Here is a 19759-nt window from a genome sequence, read left to right on the forward strand (position 1 = left end):
CTTTTTAAGGAGGGATATTAATGCAACCACGTTGTACAATAATAAATAAACCATTAAGTCCTTGTATTTATCAAAGAAATAATGAAAATAAAGCAATTATACCTATTGAAATTATTTATACAAGACCTGTTGTAACAATTAAAGTTAAGGCAACTGGTAAAGATGTTGAAACTCCATGGATTAATTTAGAATTATATTATGGTAGAGGAACTGTGAAAATAGAATTACCATGCACTGGATGGTATAAAGTTAGAATGAAAGCCTTTGACGAAGATGAGAATGTTGTTGAAGAGGACTTCGTTGAAAATATAGGTGTAGGAGAGATTTTTATCACAGGTGGCCAATCAAATTCCCTGAATTTTGGAGAAGTATTAACTGAAAGTGATGATAATAGAGTATTATCTTGGAATACACAAATCAACCAATGGATTAAATGTAAGGATCCTCAACCATGTGAAATTGGACCGGAAGTAGATATGGGGAATGGAGGCTCAATTTGGCCGACTTTAGGGTCAGCCCTAGCCAAAGAGTTAGATATGCCAATAGGCTTTTTAGCAACAGGATGGGGAGGGGTTGGAATTAAGGAATTCGGAGAAGGAACTATTAAATATGAAAGAATAATTAATGCACTAAATACAATAAAGGAAAATGGAGCAAGAGCTGTGCTGTGGCATCAAGGAGAAACTGATGCTGTTAATAAAACTACTAGAGAAGAATATGAAGTATTATTAAAGAGTTTAATATATAGAAGCCGTAGAGATACTGGATTAAATATTCCTTGGGTAATAGCCAATGCATCTTATCATCCAAAAGCAGAAAATATAGATAAGAAAGCTATTTTGGAGGCTCAAAGAAATTGTTGTAATGATAAAGATGTTTTATTGGGACCTAACACAGATAATATTTTGGGAGATAATAGAATTAATAATAGTGCTCATTTTAATCTTAAAGGGCTAAAGGCTCATGGCATAAGCTGGTTTGAAATTCTGGTAAAGTATTTTTTCGCTAATAGGGAGTAGTTTTTATGTTAATTGAACTAAAATTAAATGAATTTACTGCAATTGCTGATACATTTGGAGGAGAATTAATTTCTTATAAGGACGAAAGTGGATTAGAGTATTTATGGAATGGAGATGAAAAATATTGGGTAGGGCGCTCACCTCATCTTTTTCCAATAATAGGGGCTTTAAAAGATAATACGACTATTATTGGTGGACAAAAGTTTAGTATTAATAAACATGGGTTTGCTCGTAATAGTGATTTCTTAGTTGCTGAAAAGGGAAGCAATTTTATATTGTTTTTACTTAGAAGTAATGATGATACACGTAAATTTTACCCTTATGAATTTGAATTATATATTAAGCATGAATTAATTGAGTATGGATTCAAAACATCTTATTGTATAAAGAATATAGATGATAAGCCAATAAGTTTTTGCATAGGTGGCCATGTTGGATTTAAAGTGCCTTTGAATAATGATGAAAGTTTTGATGAGTATTCAATACTTTTTGATAAAAGAATTACAAACGAAGCGATGATTCCTCCTAATGATGAGGCTTTTAGCAAAGAGGAATCTATTCCATATATTAACAATACCAATGTGTTACCGCTAAATTATGAAATTTTTGATAGAGGTGCAATAATTTTAGATAAAATACAATCAAATTCAGTAGTTCTTAAACATAATAAAAGAAATCATGGAGTTAGATTTTGTTTTGAGGGATTTCCTGTATTAGCGTTATGGACCTTTCCTAAAAAGAGAGCGCCTTTTATTTGTTTAGAACCCTGGCATGGGCTACCAGCTATGACGGATGATAGTAAGTATTTTGAAGAGAAGCCATATATGATTACCATAGACCAAAATAAACAATGTAATCTTGGTTATACTGTTAATATTATAAAAGTTAATAGGATTATATGATTTTAAAATGAATTAATCAAAATATTTCCAATTACACATTTCTATATTATAATATAGGAATTAATAAAACTAAGGGAGGGCATTATTATGCTATATGGAGGAATAGAAGCTGGAGGAACAAAATTTGTTTGTGCAGTAAGTGATGAAAACTTAAATATCTTAGAGAGAGTAAGTATAAAAACAACAGTTCCAGAAGAAACAATGAAAGAAGTTTTTGAATTTTTTGATAAATATAAGATATGTGCAATAGGAATAGGTTCTTTTGGGCCAATAGATATAAATAAAAATTCTAAAACCTATGGTTATATAACAAGTACTCCTAAAAAAGGATGGAATAATTATAATTTTATAGGTGCAATAAAAGAAAAGTATAATATTCCAATTGCATGGACAACAGATGTAAATGCAGCAGCTTATGGAGAACTTAAAAAGGGTGGAGCAATAGGTTTAAACAGTTGTATTTATTTAACTATTGGAACTGGAATAGGTGGTGGAGCAGTAGTAAATAGTAAAATATTAGAAGGTTTTAGCCATCCAGAAATGGGGCATATTTTAGTTAGAAGACATGAGGAAGATAATTATGAAGGCAAATGTCCATATCATAAAAATTGTTTTGAAGGTATGGCAGCTGGACCAGCTATTGAAGAAAGATATAAAGTGAAAGCATATGAATTAGAGAAAAATGAAAAAGCATGGGAAATAGAGGCTTACTATATTGCCCAAGCAATAATGAGTTATGTTTTAATATTGAGTCCTGAACGTATAATCTTAGGTGGTGGAGTTATGAAGCAAAGACAAGTCTTTCCGTTAATAAGAAGAGAATTAAAAAAACTTATGGCAGAGTATGTTGAAATGCCTAATCTTGAAGAATTTATAGTGCCACCAATACTTGAAGATAATGCAGGAATTATAGGAAGTTTACTTTTAGCTAAGGATATAGAAATTTAATATAACAAATGCTATTATAAATGAACTAAGGTTAACTAATAATAGCTGTAAAATTGGGATTAATTAATGTAAAGATTGATTTTATGACAAAAAGAATGTTTGAAAGTAAGTTAGAACTTGATTTACTTTTAAACATTCTTTTTTATATAAGTTTAAATAAATATATTATATTTATAGTATGTCTTTACAAAGCATAATTCTAAAGTATCAGATATTAAGGTTTTTTTAAGGAATAATAAAGTTTAATATTAAGATATTTTAACTAAAATATAAATAAATAGTTAATACAAATAATTGAAGTAAAAAATTAAAATGAAGAATTAAAAGACTGCTTCTTTTATGGTAAACTAATTCTTAGAAGTAGAGGGGAGTGAATTTCTTTGAGTAGAGAAAGAATTTTAATAGTAGATGATGAAAAGGAAATTAGAGATTTAATAGATATATATTTAAAGGGTGAAGGATATGAAACAATAAAAGCAGAAAATGGTGAAGAGGCATTAAATATGCTTTCAAATAATGATGTTGACTTAATAATATTGGATATAATGATGCCTAAGGTAAATGGTATAGAGGCTTGTTTAAAAATAAGAGAAGAAAGGGAAATGCCTATAATAATGTTATCTGCAAAATCTGAAGATATGGATAAAATATTAGGGTTAAACACAGGTGCTGATGATTATTTAACAAAGCCATTTAATCCATTGGAGCTTGTAGCTAGGGTTAAATCACAACTTAGAAGATATAAAAGATTTAATAAAACAATTGTTAAGGAAGAGCTTGAAGTTAGAGAAGATAATATTCTATATATTGATGAAATAAGTATAAATTTAGAAACACATGAAGTTTTTAAAGAGGGGGAAGAAATAAAACTTACTCCAACGGAATTTGATATATTAGTTTTGCTAGGAGAAAATAGAGGAAAAGTATTTAGTATTGAAAATATATATAACAGTGTGTGGAAACAAGATTTTATGCAATCTGATAATACAGTTATGGTCCATATAAGAAAAGTGAGAGAGAAAATAGAAGATGATCCTAGAAGACCAAAGTTCATAAAAACTGTATGGGGGGTAGGATATAAAATTGATAGGTAGAAAGAAAAAGGAGAAGAAAGGAAAAAAAGAAAAGCTTGAGAAAGATAGTACTAAATCAATAGGAAGTTCAGGAAATTTTATGGTTAGGATTATCAGTAAGTTTTATAACTCTAAAATAGGCATGAGAATTAGAGAAGTTTTTGAATGGATATATAAAAGAATAGAGAAAAGTATAAGATTTGAGCTTATGGTTGTTTTCGGAATATGTTTCTTTCTATCATTTATGTTTTATGGTTTTGCTAACAATATGTTATCTCAAAATAAAACAATAACTAATCTTGAATATAATATTGGTGAAATCCAATCAGAAGCTAATAATATAGCTAAAAGATTAAGTGGTGAGTATGGAGAAGAAATAGACGGTCTAAAGGATGAAACTAAAATAAAAGGTATCTTAGAGCAAAATTATAACGAAAAGACTAAGATATATATAACAGATTTAGATGGAAAGATATTATATAAGATAAATGGAGAGTTTCAAGAAAAATTAGATATATATGCAGTAATAGATAAGAGTAATTCAGTAGCGGAAGACGGAGATGAGAGAGTTTTTCTTTATCCAGTTAATATAGGTCAAGATAGAGCATATCTTATATATTTTAAAATACCAACACCATATATATCTTATGATTATTATGTAGATAAAAATTCATTTTTAGCTCTTTTCTTATCAGTTATTATGTTCATATCAATATTTATAATAATAACTAATAAAAAAATGAAATACATAGAAGAAATAGTATCTGGAGTAACAGTTATATCAAATGGTAATTTATCTTATAGAATTGAAGAAAAGGGAAAAGATGAAATAAAGAAATTAGCGGAGAATATAAATAATATGGCTTTTGAAATAGAAAATAGAATTGAAGGAGAACGAAGAGCAGAAAAAACCAAGAGTGAGCTTATTACAAATGTTTCACATGATTTAAGAACCCCTTTAACTTCTGTAATGGGGTATATAGGATTAGTCAAAGATGGAAAATATGAAAATGAAGGTATTATGAAGGAATATTTAAATATAGCTTTTAATAAGTCTAATCAACTTAAAGAACTTATAGAAGATTTATTTGAATATACAAAGCTTAATAATAAGGGAATAGTATTAGAGAAAACTAAGGTTAATATTGTAGAGTTTTTATCTCAGATTATAGAAGAGTATATTCCTGTTTTTGAAGAAAATGAAATAGAAGTAGTTAAAAAGTTTGTAGATGAAAAAAGTATTGTAGAAATTGATGCAGGAAAAATGGTTAGAGTTTTTGAAAATTTATTTTCTAATGCAATTAAATATTCCTTTAAGCCAGGACAGGTAAAAATATCTTCATATGAATCTGAAGGTTTTGTAAATATAGTAATAAATAATAGAGGAGAAAATATTCCAAAAGAAAAGGTAGATAGACTGTTTGATAGATTTTATAGAGTTGATGAGGCTAGAAATTCTAATACAAAGGGAAGTGGACTTGGTCTTGCTATTTCAAAAAATATAATAGAATTACATAGTGGAAGTATATGGGCTGAATGCATAGATAATGATGTAAGCTTTTTTATAAAATTAAAGTCAATAAGACATTAAATAAAGTAACCTTTAAGAAAGATAGTAATAAACTAATATAGAGATTATTTTTCTTGGAGGAAAAATGCAAAATAAAAATCCTAATAGTAGATTTGGAATAGACATAAATGAATATACACAAGAAGTGAATTTTCAAACTCTAGCAAGAACTATAGATTTTCTATATGTAAGAGCATCTGGGTCTGGATCAGGCAGATTTAGAGTTGATAGAAGATTCTTAGAATTTGCTAAAGCAGCTAGAGATTATGGAATACCAGTAGGAGCATACCACTTTGCCTTGCCTTCTTATGACTTAACAACTGCAGATTCTCAATGTGATGATTTCATAAACATATTGCAGGAAGGTTTTGGAGAAAAAAACTACGGAGATTTATTTCCAGTATTAGATGTTGAAACACCAATAGATAATAAAATAAGTACAAAAGCTTTAATAGACTGGATAGAAAGATTTAGAAAGAGATTCGAAAAAAAAACTAGAAGAAAATTAATGCTATATACAGGTGCATTTTTCATAGAACTATATAATGATTTTAAATTGCCTGATGGAAGTCAACCACTTAAAAGTATGCCTTTATGGATAGCAATGTACACACATGTTGAAATCAATCCAGATTATCCACCAAATCTAGGTGGATGGACTAGATGGAGAGTATGGCAATTTAGTGATAGACAAATTGTTAATGGAGTCGGAAATCCTGTTGATGCAAACTGGGGACCTGATAATATAGATTTACTTATCCAGCCAAGACAAGTAAGAGATTTAAGAGCTGTCAAAGAAGGTGGTTTATTAAAGGTTTCATGGAGAAGAAATGATGATGTAGATTTATTAGGATATAATTTATTTGAAAATGGATATTGGATTGGAACAGTAGGAAAAGATGATACCAATTTCCAAGTTGCATTATCAGAACTACCAGTTCCAACAACGTCTCCTGTTAATATAACAATAGAGGCTTTTGATTATGATGGAGAAACTTCTCAAGTAAGAAGCAGAGTTACTGTATAGAATATTTAATAAAATATTTAAGTTTAAAATTTATCTAAAGGCTTATAATATTAAAGTTAAATTTAGTATTATAGGCCTTAATTATATTGTAATTAAAAAGGTACACTTTTTAATGTATATAAGAAATATTATCACAAGATATAAATAAGAAAAAATAATTATTATCATTACATAAATATATTAAAATAAACTATAGAATATAATATAATAATAATGATATAGTAATATTATAATCATAGTAAAAGTTATGTTTTCTCAAATTATAATAAATTTATTCTAGAGAGGAGTGGGGCATTTGGAAGAAAAAAATAAAAACAAAAAAAGTTTAATACTAAAAAAGAATAAAAACTTATTAATAACTACAGGAGTAGTAAGTGTATTATTAGTTATAGGAATTATATCATATATTGTTTCAGTTAATAACAGAGTTAAAGCATGGGAAAATAAAATTTATCCAGGGATTAGTGTTTATGGTGTAAATTTAAGTGGATTAAATAAAGATGAAGCCATAGCATTGCTAAATGAGAAATTACCTAACGTAATTATGGACAAGAAACTAGCAGTTTTGGTTGGAGATAAGAAGTTAGAGCTAAATTATAAGGATATAAATCCTAAATATGATATAGAGGCTACTGTAGTAGATGCTATCAATTATGGAAAAGATAAAGGCATCATGGCAAAGAATTCGATGATAAAAAATAATAATGTTGTTAATATAGAATCAAAGATTTCATTTGATGAAGAAAGCTTAAAAGCCTTTGAAGAAAAAGTAAAATCTGAAGTGAATATAGTAGCTAAAAATGCTGCAATAGAAATAAATTCAGGGAATATAACGGTTACTCCAGATATTAATGGAAAGAGAATAGATGATGAAGAACTTCATAACCAATTAATAGAAAATATTAATGGTAATCCTGATAGTATGGAGGAATTATCTTTTGAATTAAAGGAACAACAAGCTAAGATAAAAGCTGATGATTTAAATAAAATAACAGGAAAAATTAGTGGGTATAGTAGTAGTTATAAAAATACTGGTGATGGAAGAGTTAGAAATATGGAAATTGCGGCACAAATTGTTAGTGGTACAATAGTTATGCCTGGAGAAGAATTTAGTTATAATGAATTAATAGGTGATACAACTCCAGATAAGGGATATGAAAAAGCAAATACTTATGTAGGAAATAAAATAGTACCAGATTATGGTGGAGGAATATGCCAAGTATCAACAACTCTTTATAGAGCAGCTATGAGAGCAAATTTAAGGTCAACAGAAAGAATGAATCATTCTCTAACGGTTTCTTATTCAGAACCAGGATTAGATGCAACTGTAGCAAATGGAGTTATAGATTATAAGTTCAAAAATTCATATGATTTCCCAGTATATATTCAAGGGTATGTAGGTGGTGGAGTAGTATCATTTAGTGTATATGGTAATGTAGACGCAATGGGTGGAAAAACTTATGAACTTGTAAATGAAGTTCATGAAAAATATAATCCTGAAATAACCTATGAAGAAGATCCAACTATGGAAGAAGGAACTGAAAAAGTAGAAGTTTATGGAATGCCTGGATACAAAGCAAGCTCCTATCAAGTAACATATGAAAATGGAGTCGAAGTTTCTAGAGATTTTATAGCAACAGATGTCTACCTAACAACAAATACAATTATAAAAAAGGGAACTAAAAAGAAAGAGGTTAATACAAAACCAAATGAAGCACCTGTAAATACAACAGAAGCAAATTAAAATGATAGAATTTTAATAAATAAAATTAAAAAGTAGTAATTAAATAAATAAAAAGAATGATATTAAAAATGATATCATTCTTTTTTTATACAAATACAATATATATTATAAATTCTTTCTTATATTAAATTTATTGTCGAAATTATAGTAGAATGATATTATAGTAATATTAAAGGGTGAGTAAAGGAGTTTTTTATGGAATACAAAATGGTTTGTATTGATATGGATGGAACTTTACTAGGTAAAGGAAAAAAAATATCAGAAGAAAGTAAAAAAGTAATAAAACAAATTCATGAAAAAGGTGTAGAAATAGTAGTAACTACAGGTAGAATATATAATAATGCAGCGTATTACTCTCATCTTTTAGGGGTTGAATCACCTGTTATTGCAGCAAATGGAGCAATAGTTAGAGAAAAGCATACTAATAAAGTTATATATGAAAACCCAATAGAAACTGAGCAATGCATTAAGCTTGTTGAAACTTTATATGAAATGAATTTTAATTTTCATTTTTATACATTAGATGGGATATATTGTGGCAGTGAATTAATGAAGTTTGTAACTAAATTATATATGACAAAACAAGTTGGATATGATACCTTAAAAATAAATTATTATGTTATTAAAGATATAGATAATTGGAAAAAATTTTTTAGAGAAAATAAAGGAAAAATAACTAAATGCATAGTCTTTTCAATAAATCCTAAAAGAATATCAATGCTTAAAGAAAAACTAAATGGGATAGACAAAATTGTATATTTTGGAGCAGGAAGTAGAAGCGTTGAAATTAATAATCAAGGAGTTTCAAAAGGAAATGCAGTAAAAGCATTAGCAGATTATTATGGATTCAAAAGAGAAGAAATAGTTTGTATAGGAGACAATGAAAATGATGTTTCGATGATTGAATATGCAGGTGTAGGAGTTGCCATGGGAAATGCAATACCTGAAGTTAAAAACTTAGCAGATTATATAACTGATACAAATAAGAAAAATGGAGTTGCAAAAGCCATAAAGAAAATATTTAAACTTTAAAATATGGTTTTACATCAATTTCTATATTAATTAAAGAAATAAATTAGTTTTCATAAGATAGAAGAAAATATTCTGTTAACAAATACTAAAATCTTTGACTAATGAAGATTGATATAGTATCATTTTTTATATAGTTTCATTAAAGTAAGATGAGGTCATCTTACTTTTTTAATGGGAGGTTACGAAGAAATGAATTTAAATATAGTGTTATATCAACCAGAAATACCACAAAACACAGGGAATATTGCGCGAACTTGTGTTTTAACAAACTCAACTCTTCACTTAATTAAGCCAATGGGATTTAAAATAGATGATAAACAAGTAAAACGTGCGGGATTAGATTATTGGAGTGAATTAAAGCTTGAAATACATGAAAGCTATGAAGAATTTATGAAAAAGTATGGAAATGAAAGAATATTCTTAGCTACAACTCATGGAGGAGTACACTATGATGAAGCTTCTTTTAAAGAAGGAGATTTTATAATGTTTGGTAGAGAGTCATCAGGGGTTCCGGAAGAAGTACATAAAAATCATGCAGGAATAAGAGTGCCTATGATTAAAACAAGTACTAGAAGTTTAAATCTTTCAAATACTGTAGCAATTATAGCATATGAAGCTTTAAGGCAAATTGGTTTTCCTGAAATGAAATAGATTTAGGGGGAGTAGGCGTGGAAAAAATAAAAATTTTAACAGATAGCTGTTTAGATATTCCAGAAGAATTAATTAAAAAAAATAATATAGAAGTAGTGCCTGTTTTAATTAATTTTGGTGATGAGAGTTATATTGATAGGGAAGAAATTAACTTACAACAAATGCAAGAAAAAATAGAGAAGGATAAGATACTTCCAACTACAGCACAAATAACTCCAGTTAGATTTGCAAAATATTTTAAAGAAAGCTTAGATGAAGGATATAAGGTTTTAGCTATACTTATGTCTTCAAATATGAGTGGAACATATAATTCAGCATGTATAGCAAAAGATATGCTAGAAAGCGATGATATAGTAATAGTAGATACAAAAGTAATAACATCAGCCCAAGGCTTTTTTGTATTAAAGGCATGCGAACTTAGAGATAAGGGGTTAAAGGCAGAAGAAATAAAAGAAGAATTACTTAAATTAATACCTAAAATGAATGCTTCTTTATGTTTTGAGTCTCTAGAAAATTTAGTTAGAGGTGGGAGAATTTCTAAAACGGCAGGTGCTATAGGTACTGCTTTAGGGTTAAGAGTGATAATCGGATTTGAAGATGGAATGATGACAGCGAAAGATAAAATTAGGGGAAATAAAAAGGCTCTAAAGAAAATAATATCAGATTATGAGTCAAGCAATCCAGATAAAGATGAACCTGTTATTTTAATAGAAATTGAAAGTCCAGAAATGAAAGATAGTCTTAAAAAATATTTAGAAGAAAACAATTTAAGATACATAGAAACAACTCCGGGATGTGCAGTTGGTATACACTCAGGAACTAGAGTAAGTGGTCTATTTTTCTTAAGTAAGTAGAATTTATAATAAATAATTATATTGATATATATACAATTAAGTTTATTAGCGGAATAATAAAATAATTTTAAAAAATAATAGTTAAAGAATAATCTTTAAAAAGATATAGATAAACAATAATAATAAGGGATATAAGTAAGGTAAGTTATATTAGATATGATTTATCTTATTTTTTTTTGAATAAAACATGAAGAATTTTTATATATTTATTTGGGCAACCTAAAGTAAAAAGGAAGGTGGTTATAGTGAAAAAACAAAGATTGCTTTTATTAAGCTTAAGTATATGCTTAATTTTTATACTTATAAGTTGTGAAATGCTAAATAGCCCAATAATAGATTTAGATAAACCTAAAGTAGCTTATGTTGTAAATAAGGGGTGTTTAGAAGATAAAGGTTTAAATCAATTAGGGTTAGAAGGAATAAATAAAATTATAACTGAATTTGGAGTTAAATTAACTACTATAGAAATAGATAAAGATGATGAAGAATCTTTTCAAAAGAATTTTATAAGAGCAGCTAAAACTAATGATTTAATAATTGTAGTAGGAGAAGAATTTAAAAATGTAGTTAATGAGACAGCAACTAACTACCGAGATAAGAAGTTTATAGTTACATCAAATAAAATAAGGGAAAGTAATGTTCAAAATATAGCATTTAAATATGAGGAAGCAGGTTTTTTAGCAGGTGTATTAGCAGGTAAAAAAAGCGGGAATAAAGAAGTTGGATACATAGCAATTAAAGATAATGAGCCCAATAAATTACTTTTATCAGGATATATGTCAGGAATTAAAGTAACTAATATGTCAGCTGTAACAAGATTATTATCAGGTGAAAATGTAAAATACATTGGAGATTGTGCAAATGTAGACTTGGCTTATGAAGAAGCAAAGAAATTATATGATAAAGGTTGTGAAATAGTACTAACAGCAGCAGGAAAAGCTTCAGAAGGAGTTTTTAAAGCAGCTAAGGAAAAAGGTAAATATGTAATTAATAGTGGAATGAATGCAGAGGAAGTTTATAAAGATTATATAGACAATTCACTTGCTTCATTAGTAGTACATTTGGATAAAGTATTATACGAAAGTTTATCAGAAGCAAACAAAGGTATGTTTAAAAGTGGAGAAATAAATAAAATTAATGAAGGATTGAAAGAAAATACTATAGAATTTATTATAAATGATAACTTAGTTAATTCAGAAATAATAAATTTAATTAATAATTATAAAAGTGAAGTAATTAAAGAAAAAATAGAAATTCCTAAGAAAAAAGAAGAAGTGCAAGAATTTAAAGTACTATAATGACTTGATATAACGTTTACTAACAGTTTATACTAGTATTAAGGATTTATCCTTAATACTAGTAAAAGTTATAGTTTGTAGTTTATTGAAATGAAGGTGTACTTTATGAAATTAGATTTTAATTTAAATCTCACACAAGAACAAAAGTTAATAATGACTCAACAAATGCAGTTATCTATAAAGCTTTTACAAATGTCTACTTATGATTTAAGAGAATACATAGAAAATGAGTTTGTAGAAAACCCAATATTAGAAGGTGACTTTGATTTTGTCCAAGAAGATAAGGCATATGAAGATAAAATTGATTATAAGGAAATGATAAAATATTTAGAATTTGATAATTATAGTTCTCAAAGTTATGGAGAATATAATAAGGATGAAGATGTATCACCATTTAATTTTATATCTCAAAAAGAATCACTTACAGAGTATTTAAATAATCAATTAATTGAAAGTGATGAAGATGAATATAAAAAAGCAATAGTATCTTATATGATAGAAAACATAGATAGTAGAGGTTACTTGGACATGCCTCTAGAAGACATATGTAAGGAGCTAAATATTTCACTTGAATTAGGACAAGAAGCCTTAGAAATACTTCAAGACTTAGAACCAGATGGAATAGGTGCAAGAAACCTAAAGGAATGCTTAAAAATACAACTAATAAAGCTTGGAGTGTTAGATGATAACTTAGAAAGAATAATAGACGAATACTTAGACTTAATAGCAGATAATAAATTCAATATAATAGCTAAGAACCTGAAAATAACTCCAAAAGAAGCTCAAGATCTAGGAGATGTAATAAAAAAACTCGAACCAAAACCTTCAAGAGGGTTTTATACAGGGGAAGAAGTTAAATTTATAATTCCAGATGCTGCTATTAGGAAAATTGATGGACAATATTTTGTTATTATGAATGATGGAGTAATACCAAGACTATCAATTAGTAGTATATACAAAGATATCTTAAATAATAAAGATGACAAGAAAACAGAAAATTATGTAAAAGAGAAATTAAACAATGCCATGTTTTTAATAAAAAGCATAGAACAAAGAAAAAGTACTTTACTTAGAATATTAGAAAAAGTTGTTGATAAGCAAATGGAGTATTTTGATAAGGGACAAAAGTACTTAAGACCTATGACGTTAAAAGATATGGCAGAAGAACTTGGAATACATGAATCTACAGTAAGTAGGGCAATAAAAGATAAATATATATTAACAAGCTTTGGAACTGTAAAAATAAAAGATTTATTTACAACAGGATTGAGTCAAACACAAGGTAATGGTGAGGATATAGCAGTAGTAAATATTAAAAAACAAATAAAAGAAATGATAGATAATGAAGATAAGAAAAAACCATTATCAGATCAAATAATATGTGATGAGTTAAATAAGAAAAACTTGAATATATCAAGAAGAACAGTGGCAAAATATAGAGAAGAAATGGAGATAAAATCTTCAAGCAAAAGAAAAAGAATAGAGTAAAAGGATTATAAGGGGATTTTATAATAGAAAACTAGCTCTAGTATTAGATAATATTTAATTAAATTATATTAAGATAAATAATTTAAGCTAAGGTTAGTTTTTCTATTATAAGAAAAATAAAAATAAGTTAACAAAATAAGCATTTAATATATAAGAAAAGGAGATAATGCTAAAAAAATGTAAAACTTCTATAAAAGTTTAAAGAAAGTACTTTTAAAATTCATAGAAGTGTTTTATAATAATAAATGTGGGACATATATATTATATGTGGGACCTTTTTAGGCCAAAGGAGGGTTGGAAGTGCAGGAAATATTGTCTTTACAGAAAAAAATAGTTCCTGAACTTGTAGAAGTCCTAGAAAAAAGATACAATATTCTAAGGACTATATATTACAATCAGCCTATCGGAAGACGTGTTTTAGCAAATCAGTTGGATCTTGGAGAAAGAATAGTAAGAACTGAAATAAGTTTTTTAAAATCACAAAACTTAATAGAAATTAATACTCCAGGAATGACAGTAACTGAAGAGGGACAAGAAGTAGTTGATAAGCTAAAGGATTTTATACATGAAATTAAAGGTTTATCAGATATAGAAGAAAACATAAAGTCCTTCCTAGGGTTAAGAGAAGTAATAATTGTTCCAGGAGATGCAGAAACAAATGATATAATTTTAAAAGAAATTGGTAAAGCTACAGCTAATTATTTAAAGTCTATTATAAAAGACAATAATATAATAGCTATTACTGGTGGAAATACTATTAAAGAATTTGTAGAAGCGTTACCTAAAATAAATAATGTTTCAAATACCCTCGTAGTTCCAGCAAGAGGAGGTATGGGGAGAAAAGTTGAAATACAAGCAAGTACACTAGCGGCATCATTAGCTAAAAAGTTAAATGGCTCTTATAAATTACTTCATCTCCCAGAAAATCTTAGTCTAGAGCTTTTAGATACATTACTAAAAGAAAGAGAAATTAAAGAAGTTATAGATAATATTCATAAAGCGAATATATTGATTTATGGTATTGGAGATGCTTTAGTTATGGCTGAGAAAAGAGATGTTTCAGAAGAAGAGTTTAATAAACTAAAATCTCTTGGAGCTGTTGGTGAAGCATTTGGGTGTTATTTTAATAAAGATTCCAAAGTAGTTTCAGAAAATACTTCAATTGGAATAAATATTAATGAAGCAAGAAAAATTAACACACATATTGCAGTAGCAGCTGGGGAAAATAAAGTTGATGCTATTATTGCAACAATGATGAAAAATCATAATGCAGTATTAGTAACAGATGAAGCAGCAGGTAGAAAAATTGTAGAATTTATTAAGGAACACACTAAACAAGCTTAAAATTTTAAAAATTTTAAATATAACTATTTTAGGAGGTAATTGCAAATGGTAAATGTAGCAATTAATGGTTTTGGAAGAATAGGAAGATTAGCATTAAGATTAATGATTGAAAACCCAGAATTTAACGTGGTAGCAATCAACGATTTAACTGATGCTAAAACTTTAGCTCACTTATTTAAATATGACTCTTCACAAGGAAGATTCAACGGTGAAATAGAAGTTAAAGAAGGAGCTTTCGTTGTTAACGGAAAAGAAATCAAAGTTACAGCTGAAAGAAACCCTCAAGACTTACCATGGAAAGAATTAAATGTTGATGTAGTTTTAGAGTGTACTGGATTCTTCACTTCTCAAGAAAAAGCTGGTTTACACTTACAAGCTGGTGCTAAGAAAGTTGTTATTTCAGCACCTGCAACTGGAGACATCAAGACTGTTGTTTACAACGTAAATAATGATATATTAGATGGAACTGAAACAGTTATTTCAGGTGCTTCATGTACTACAAACTGCTTAGCTCCAATGGCTAAAGTATTAAATGACAAATTCGGTGTTCAAAAAGGATTTATGACTACAATCCATGCTTACACTAACGATCAAAATACTTTAGATGGTCCTCACGGAAAGAATGACTTAAGAAGAGGTAGAGCTGCTGCTGCAAACATCGTTCCTAACTCAACTGGAGCTGCTAAAGCAATTGGTTTAGTTATTCCAGCATTAAAAGGAAAATTAGATGGTGGTGCTCAAAGAGTTCCAGTTGTTACTGGTTCATTAACTGAATTAGTAGTAACTTTAGATAAGAAAGTAACTGTAGAAGAAATTAACGCTGCTATGGCTGCTGCTGCTAACGAATCATTTGGTTACACTGAAGATGAAATAGTTTCATCAGACGTAATCGGAATCACTTATGGTTCATTATTTGATGCAACTCAAACAAAAGTTATGTCAGTTGGTGCAGATCAATTAGTTAAAGTTGCTGCTTGGTACGACAATGAAATGTCATACACTAACCAATTAATAAGAACTTTAAAATACTTCGTAACTAGATAATTAAATAGTTAAGTATAAAGTTAAACATTAAGTGTTGGTCTGGTTTTATAGAAAATCTATGAGGCCAGACCAATTTTAAATTAAACATATATTAAGGATTTTATTATTTAGTAATGAATAATTTCATTAAAATAAATTTAAGAGGTGAAATAAATGAGTTTTAATAAAAAAACTATAGAAGACATAGAAGTTAAAGGCAAAAAAGTTCTAGTAAGATGTGATTTCAATGTACCATTAAAAGATGGAGTTATAACAGACGAAAACAGATTAAATGGTGCACTACCAACAATCAAATATTTAGTTAACAATGGAGCAAGAGTTATACTTTGCTCACATTTAGGAAAAGATGCATCAAAGTCATTAGCTCCAGTTGCTAAGAGATTAAGCGAGATGTTAGACAAAGAAGTAGTTTTTGCAAGAGATGAAGAAGTTGTAGGCGCAAATGCTAGAGCTGCTGTTGCAGAAATGAAAGATGGAGATGTTGTATTATTAGAAAATACAAGATGTAGAAAAGAAGAAACTAAGAATGTTGAAGAATTCTCAAAAGAATTAGCTTCATTAGCTGACATATTTGTAAATGATGCATTTGGTACAGCTCACAGAGCTCACTGTTCAACAGTTGGAGTTACTGAATTCTTAGATACAGCTGTATGTGGATACTTAATTCAAAAAGAATTAAAATTCTTAGGTGAAGCAGTAAACAATCCAGTTAGACCATTTGTTGCTATATTAGGTGGAGCTAAAGTTTCAGATAAGATAGCTGTTATAAACAACTTATTAGAAAAAGTTGATACATTAATAATTGGTGGTGGAATGGCTTATACATTCTTAAAAGCTCAAGGATACGAAGTAGGATCATCATTAGTAGAAGCTGATAGAGTTGAATATGCTAAGGAAATGATTGAAAAGGCAGCAGCAAAAGGAGTTAAATTCTTATTACCAGTTGACCACAGAGTTGCTGCAGAATTCAAAGATGTTGAACCAGTAGTTACAGAAGATCAAAATATTCCAGCAGGAAGCATGGGATTAGATATCGGACCAAAGACAGAAACTTTATATGCAGATGCAATTAAGGATGCTAAAACAGTTATATGGAACGGACCAATGGGAGTATTCGAATTCGAAAACTTTAACAAAGGAACAATTGCAGTTGCTAAAGCTATGGCGGATGCAGATGCTACAACAGTTATCGGTGGAGGAGACTCAGCTGCAGCTGTTAATATCTTAGGATTTGGAGATAAAATGACTCACATTTCAACAGGTGGTGGAGCTTCTCTAGAATTCTTAGAAGGAAAAGCATTACCAGGAATAGAAGCGCTAAATAATAAATAAAACGAGTTTAGTTATTAAAAGTGAAGAATGAAAAAGTGAAAATTATAGTTAAAAGTTATACTTTCAACTATAAATGAGAGTGTTGAGGAAATAATCCAGTGAACTGGATTAAGAAAATAAAAAAATATTTATAATTCTACTTAAGTCAAATTATAAATTGAATTTAATTTTAATTATTCAGCTTCGGTGAATAATTACCTTAATTTTTTCATTCTTTCACTCCTTCATTATTCAAATTAAATATAAGAGGTGATTTAAATGAGAAAAGCAATAATAGCAGGAAACTGGAAGATGCATTATACTCCAGCTGAAGCTGTAAAAGTTATAGAAGAATTAAAACCATTAGTAAAAGATGCTACATGTGAAGTGGTAGTATGCCCTACTTTTGTTTGTTTAGATGCTGTATTAAAAGCAGTAGAAGGATCAAACATTAAGGTTGCTGCTCAAAACATGCATTTTGAAGAAAAAGGAGCTTTCACAGGAGAAGTTGCTCCAGGAATGTTAGAAGCTATGGGAGTTAGCTATGTTGTTTTAGGACATAGTGAAAGAAGAGAATACTTCAATGAAACTGATGAAGCTTTAAACAAGAAAGTTAAAGCTGCATTTGCTCATAACTTAATTCCAATTCTTTGTTGTGGAGAATCTTTAGAACAAAGAGAAAATGGAACAACTAACGAAGTTGTTGGAGCTCAAATTAAAGCAGATTTAGAAGGTTTATCAAATGAATTAGCTGAAAAGGTAGTTATTGCATACGAACCAATTTGGGCAATAGGAACAGGTAAAACTGCAACAAACGAACAAGCTAACGAAACAATAATGGCAATAAGAAATGTTGTTGCTGAAATGTTTGGAAAAGAAGTAGCAGATAAAGTTAGAATTCAATATGGTGGATCAGTTAAGCCAAACACAATTAAAGATCAAATGGCTATGTCCGATATAGATGGTGCTTTAGTTGGAGGCGCTAGCTTAGTAGCAGCTGATTTCTCACAAATAGTTAATTATTAATATTATTTTAAAAAAGAGTTATGTGATGTATTTTATAAATCATTACATGACTCTTTTTTATGTTATTGAAAAAAATATAATATCTGATAACGAAAAAATTATATTTAAAAAATATAAATTAATATTTGAAAAAAAGGTAATTTAGATTATAATTAAAACATAAATAGTGTTATAAAACAATAATAATAGTTCAAATTAAGAGAAAAAGATATTTTAAAGCTCTTTTTGTGAAAATAATATGAGAGGTAAGGGATTGAATGGATATTTTAACTAATTTTATTGGAGAAAAAAGTAAAAATCAATACAGAGAAATTGTTTTAATTAATGATAATGGAATTGAGGTTAAGTGTATTAGTTTAGGATGTATAATTACAGAAATAAATGTTCCTGATAGATATGGAAAATATGAAAATATAGTTTTAAATTATGAAAATTGTGATTCTAATTTAATTAGTACAGCTTATTTGGGCGCGATTATAGGTAGAAATTCTGGAAGAATAGGGGGCGCTGAGGTTGAAATTGATGGCATGAAATATAAATTAAACAAAAATGATGGAAATAATACTCTGCATGGTGGAAAAAATGGATTTAACATTAAGATATTTGATTTTGAAACTATTAAGGCAAACGATTATGTTGCTGTTAGTTTTCATTATATTAGCGAATGTGGAGAAAGCGGCTTTCCAGGAAGGGTTGAGATTGAAGTTTGTTATTTATTAAATAATAATAATGAGTTTAAGATTATTTATAATGGAGTATCTGATAGAACTACAATATTAAATATGACAAATCATAGTTATTTTAATTTAAGTGGGAATTGTAAAAGAAAAATTACTGGACATACTTTACAAATAAAAGCTGAAGAATTTGCTGAATTAGATGAAGAGTCAATTGTTACTGGAAAAATGATTGATGTCATAAATACACCATTTGATTTTACTAAACCTAAAAAAATTGGACGAGATATTTATGAAGATTATTATCAACTTAATATAACTAAAGGATATGATCACTTTTTTAAATTTAGAGATGATATAGATACTGAAAATAGAGTTGAACTTTATGATGAAGAGTCTGGAAGAGGGCTTTTAATTTCTACTGATTGTAATGGTATTGTAGTTTATAGTGGAAATTATATAAGTGAAGGTAAGTTGTCTATAGGTAGAAATATAGAAGCTAGAGATGCTGTTTGTCTTGAAACTCAGAGTATTCCTGTTGGAAAATCTAATTTATTTATAGAAGATTCTATTCTTGAAGTTGGTAAAGAATATTCTAGTGAAACTAGTTATAAGTTTATAGTTAGATAGATATTGAATTTTATAGATGATTGTATTAGTTGGTGTTTAATTTAATATTAATAAAATCTACTATTAATTAAAGATGATAAAAAACAATCTAAGCTAAAAGATGGAGCTGTCGCATTAGTGG

Annotated in this window: 17 protein-coding genes; all 17 read left to right on the forward strand. The window is 28.3% G+C overall.

Going from position 1 to position 19759, the window contains the following annotated elements; all coding sequences use genetic code 11:
- Window positions 1–20 precede the first annotated feature (20 nt).
- The 17 genes from AAT22_RS03765 to AAT22_RS03845 all read left to right on the forward strand — a co-directional run bounded on the left by AAT22_RS03765 (window position 21) and on the right by AAT22_RS03845 (window position 19638).
- A complete protein-coding gene (locus tag AAT22_RS03765) occupies window positions 21–1019 on the forward strand; it encodes a sialate O-acetylesterase (protein WP_047000303.1) in 999 nt (332 codons plus the stop codon).
- Between the two features lie 5 nt (window positions 1020–1024).
- Window positions 1025–1921: an aldose 1-epimerase family protein gene (locus AAT22_RS03770; RefSeq protein WP_047000304.1), complete on the forward strand. Its 897-nt coding sequence runs from the start codon at window positions 1025–1027 to the stop codon at window positions 1919–1921.
- A gap of 87 nt (window positions 1922–2008) precedes the next feature.
- Window positions 2009–2869 carry an ROK family protein gene (locus AAT22_RS03775; protein ID WP_016208734.1) on the forward strand — a complete coding sequence of 287 codons (861 nt, stop codon included), beginning with the start codon at window positions 2009–2011 and terminating at the stop codon, window positions 2867–2869.
- Window positions 2870–3249: 380 nt separating this feature from the next.
- The gene (locus AAT22_RS03780; RefSeq protein ID WP_047000305.1) at window positions 3250–3963 is read left to right on the forward strand and encodes a response regulator transcription factor; all 714 of its coding nucleotides are present in this window, start codon (window positions 3250–3252) and stop codon (window positions 3961–3963) included.
- A complete protein-coding gene (locus tag AAT22_RS03785) occupies window positions 3953–5533 on the forward strand; it encodes an ATP-binding protein (RefSeq protein ID WP_084820713.1) in 1581 nt (526 codons plus the stop codon). The genes AAT22_RS03780 and AAT22_RS03785 overlap by 11 nt, the downstream gene beginning before the upstream one ends.
- A gap of 64 nt (window positions 5534–5597) precedes the next feature.
- Window positions 5598–6539 carry a glycoside hydrolase family 25 protein gene (locus AAT22_RS03790; protein WP_047000306.1) on the forward strand — a complete coding sequence of 314 codons (942 nt, stop codon included), beginning with the start codon at window positions 5598–5600 and terminating at the stop codon, window positions 6537–6539.
- Window positions 6540–6825: 286 nt separating this feature from the next.
- Entirely contained in the window at window positions 6826–8283 is a 1458-nt protein-coding gene (locus AAT22_RS03795) for a VanW family protein (RefSeq protein WP_242849781.1), read from the forward strand.
- 195 nt (window positions 8284–8478) lie between these two features.
- Window positions 8479–9315, forward strand: a complete 837-nt coding sequence (locus AAT22_RS03800) for a Cof-type HAD-IIB family hydrolase (protein WP_047000308.1) — start codon at window positions 8479–8481, stop codon at window positions 9313–9315.
- Between the two features lie 189 nt (window positions 9316–9504).
- Window positions 9505–9966, forward strand: coding sequence for a tRNA (cytidine(34)-2'-O)-methyltransferase (locus AAT22_RS03805; protein WP_016208728.1), 462 nt, complete (start codon window positions 9505–9507; stop codon window positions 9964–9966).
- A 17-nt stretch (window positions 9967–9983) separates the two neighbouring features.
- Window positions 9984–10820 (forward strand): DegV family protein, encoded by an 837-nt coding sequence (locus AAT22_RS03810; protein ID WP_047000309.1) that lies wholly within the window; start codon window positions 9984–9986, stop codon window positions 10818–10820.
- 245 nt (window positions 10821–11065) lie between these two features.
- A complete protein-coding gene (locus AAT22_RS03815; RefSeq protein WP_047000310.1) occupies window positions 11066–12118 on the forward strand; it encodes a BMP family ABC transporter substrate-binding protein in 1053 nt (350 codons plus the stop codon).
- A gap of 105 nt (window positions 12119–12223) precedes the next feature.
- Window positions 12224–13606, forward strand: coding sequence for an RNA polymerase factor sigma-54 (rpoN, locus tag AAT22_RS03820; RefSeq protein ID WP_047000311.1), 1383 nt, complete (start codon window positions 12224–12226; stop codon window positions 13604–13606).
- Window positions 13607–13906: 300 nt separating this feature from the next.
- On the forward strand, window positions 13907–14950 hold the full coding sequence (locus AAT22_RS03825) for a sugar-binding domain-containing protein (RefSeq protein ID WP_016208724.1): 1044 nt from the start codon (window positions 13907–13909) through the stop codon (window positions 14948–14950).
- Window positions 14951–14995: 45 nt separating this feature from the next.
- The gene (gene gap, locus AAT22_RS03830) at window positions 14996–15994 is read left to right on the forward strand and encodes a type I glyceraldehyde-3-phosphate dehydrogenase (RefSeq protein ID WP_047000312.1); all 999 of its coding nucleotides are present in this window, start codon (window positions 14996–14998) and stop codon (window positions 15992–15994) included.
- Window positions 15995–16147: 153 nt separating this feature from the next.
- Window positions 16148–17326: a phosphoglycerate kinase gene (locus AAT22_RS03835; RefSeq protein WP_016208722.1), complete on the forward strand. Its 1179-nt coding sequence runs from the start codon at window positions 16148–16150 to the stop codon at window positions 17324–17326.
- Between the two features lie 258 nt (window positions 17327–17584).
- Complete coding sequence (gene tpiA, locus AAT22_RS03840; RefSeq protein WP_047000313.1) at window positions 17585–18331, forward strand: triose-phosphate isomerase; 747 nt, start codon at window positions 17585–17587, stop codon at window positions 18329–18331.
- Window positions 18332–18588: 257 nt separating this feature from the next.
- On the forward strand, window positions 18589–19638 hold the full coding sequence (locus tag AAT22_RS03845; RefSeq protein ID WP_047000314.1) for an aldose epimerase family protein: 1050 nt from the start codon (window positions 18589–18591) through the stop codon (window positions 19636–19638).
- The last annotated feature ends 121 nt before the right edge of the window (window positions 19639–19759 follow it).

This window comes from Clostridium sp. C8, from assembly GCF_001010885.1.
Taxonomy (GTDB): domain Bacteria; phylum Bacillota; class Clostridia; order Clostridiales; family Clostridiaceae; genus Clostridium; species Clostridium sartagoforme.